At 53.5% G+C, this 1,955-nt stretch carries 1 protein-coding gene and 1 pseudogene; one reads left to right on the top strand and one right to left on the bottom strand.

The window, feature by feature from the left end:
• Positions 1-140 precede the first annotated feature (140 nt).
• Entirely contained in the window at positions 141-542 is a 402-nt protein-coding gene (locus ACHZB8_RS13425; protein WP_394706197.1) for an aspartate/glutamate racemase family protein, read from the top strand.
• Between the two features lie 97 nt (positions 543-639).
• On the opposite strand, the pseudogene hutU reads toward ACHZB8_RS13425, so the two are convergent.
• A pseudogene (gene hutU, locus ACHZB8_RS13420) lies at positions 640-1,955 on the bottom strand (urocanate hydratase); the annotation flags it as partial.

Below are 1,955 nucleotides of genomic sequence, written 5' to 3'. Positions count from 1 at the left end.
TGCCAGTCAACAAGAAATCGCAATTGCAGGAAGCGCGGCATCAAGGTTTATTGCCGATGATCAAACCGCAAAAGCATTTGTCCTAGCATGCTACAAGTGATCCAGGGCTGGCCGAGGCGCGACTGAAGACCAACCAGCCCGTGATCGGGGTTGGACAGGCCGCCATCTCCACGGCGCTTTCCCTGGGAGGTCGATTTGGTATCATCTCGGTCTCAGACTGGTCCGTCGGTTTTCACCAACGCGAAATGGTCAAGCGGGGGGTCGAGCGCCATTGTGCAGGAGACAGACCCACTGGCATGACGCCAGCGGAAACGGAGTCTGCGCCAGATGCACTTGAGCGCATGGTTGCCGTGGCAAGGGCCTTGAAAGAGCAGGATGGAGCGGATGTGCTCATCACCGCCTGCGCGGGCATGGCAAAACATCGCAAGGCTCTGGAAGGACAGAGTCGAATGCCCTGTCATCGACCCTGTCTATGCAGCTGTTTCAATCGCACTCGGAAGGGTCTAGCCGCCCCCCCCCCCCCTGTTCGGATACTCTCTTGAATATTGGCAACCCAAATCGGCCAGATTGGCTAAAATCGGATTGATCCGGGCCAATCTGGTCTTCTATTTTGTGTGAAGGCCCGGCACCGTGATGCCGTCACAGTGCAAAATGCCTTATTCCTTTAAGCGCGATCTCGTCTTTTGCTTCGTCATAACCTGCATCGGCATAACGCATGACACCGAGGGAGGTGTCATTGGTAATCGAATGATCAAGACGCTCTGCAGCCTCCTTGGTTCCGTCGGGCCACCACGGTAATACCTGCTGACGTCATATAGCCCGAATAGCCCCCGCCACCGGAATGGATGGCAACAAGATCAGCCATTGAGGAACAGCTCATCATTGCGTTAAGTAAAGGCCAGTCTGCAATCGCGTCCGAGCCATCTTTCATGTTTTCGGTCATGATATTCGGATGGGCCATAGCGCCCGCGTCCAGATGATCACGGGTAAAGGCAACAGGCCCTGACAAAATGGCCGGAAGTCACCATGTCGTTTACAGCCAGAGCCAGATCGGTGCGTTCCTGATGTCCAAGCCAGGCAATGCGAGCGGGAAGCCCTTCGGAAAGGAACATTCTTCCTCGCCAATCTCACCCAGTTGGTGACAATCTTGTTGTCGGCAAAAGCGCTCCAGAACATAATCGTCAATCTTTCTGATATCTTCGGGGTCATTGGACAGGGCTATCCAGCGATAGGGTCCAATAGCGCGGCAGAAAAGCGGCCTCAGGAAAGCTTCTGTAAAAATCGGAATATCGAATGCGTCGAGCACACCACCATTTTTCGCCTGTGTGCGAATAAGGTTTCCATTGTCAAACACCACCGCACCCTCTTTCTGGAAGCCGAGCATGGCTTTTGACATGCTGTATGATTGACGCCTGACTTTCCCGCATCAAGACGTCCTTGTGATCCTTGCGCAAAGCGCGTGCTTCTTCGAGGCTACGGGTATGGGGAACATATCCGTAAACAAGATCATGGGCAGATGTCTGATCCGTGACGATATCAGGGATAACGCCGCGTTTGAGGATTTCGGGATATATCACTGCGGCATTCCCGCAAAGAGCAATGGAAAGAGGCTTTCTGTCAGCCTTAGCCTGTGCCACTTTTGCAAGGGCATCATCCAGATCCGTTGCCACGCAATCAAGAAACCCTATGTCGAGACGTTTTTTTGATCCGCTCGGGGTCGATTTCAACGCAAAGAATGACACCTTTCGCCATGCGACCGGCCAGAGGCTGAGATCCACCCATGCCGCCAAGACCGGCGGTCAAAAGAAAGCGGCCATGAAGATCATTGTCATAGTGGCGTTCGGCAATACGGCAAAAGAATTTCATAAGTGCCCTGGATCACACCCTGAGAGCCGATATATTGCCAGTCACCAGCCGTCAGACCACCCCAACAGGATGAGATTCTTTTTCTCCCA

It is taken from the genome of uncultured Cohaesibacter sp. (assembly GCF_963556055.3).
In the GTDB taxonomy this organism is placed as follows: Bacteria; Pseudomonadota; Alphaproteobacteria; order Rhizobiales; family Cohaesibacteraceae; genus Cohaesibacter.
This window is presented reverse-complemented; position numbering and strand designations above follow the sequence as displayed.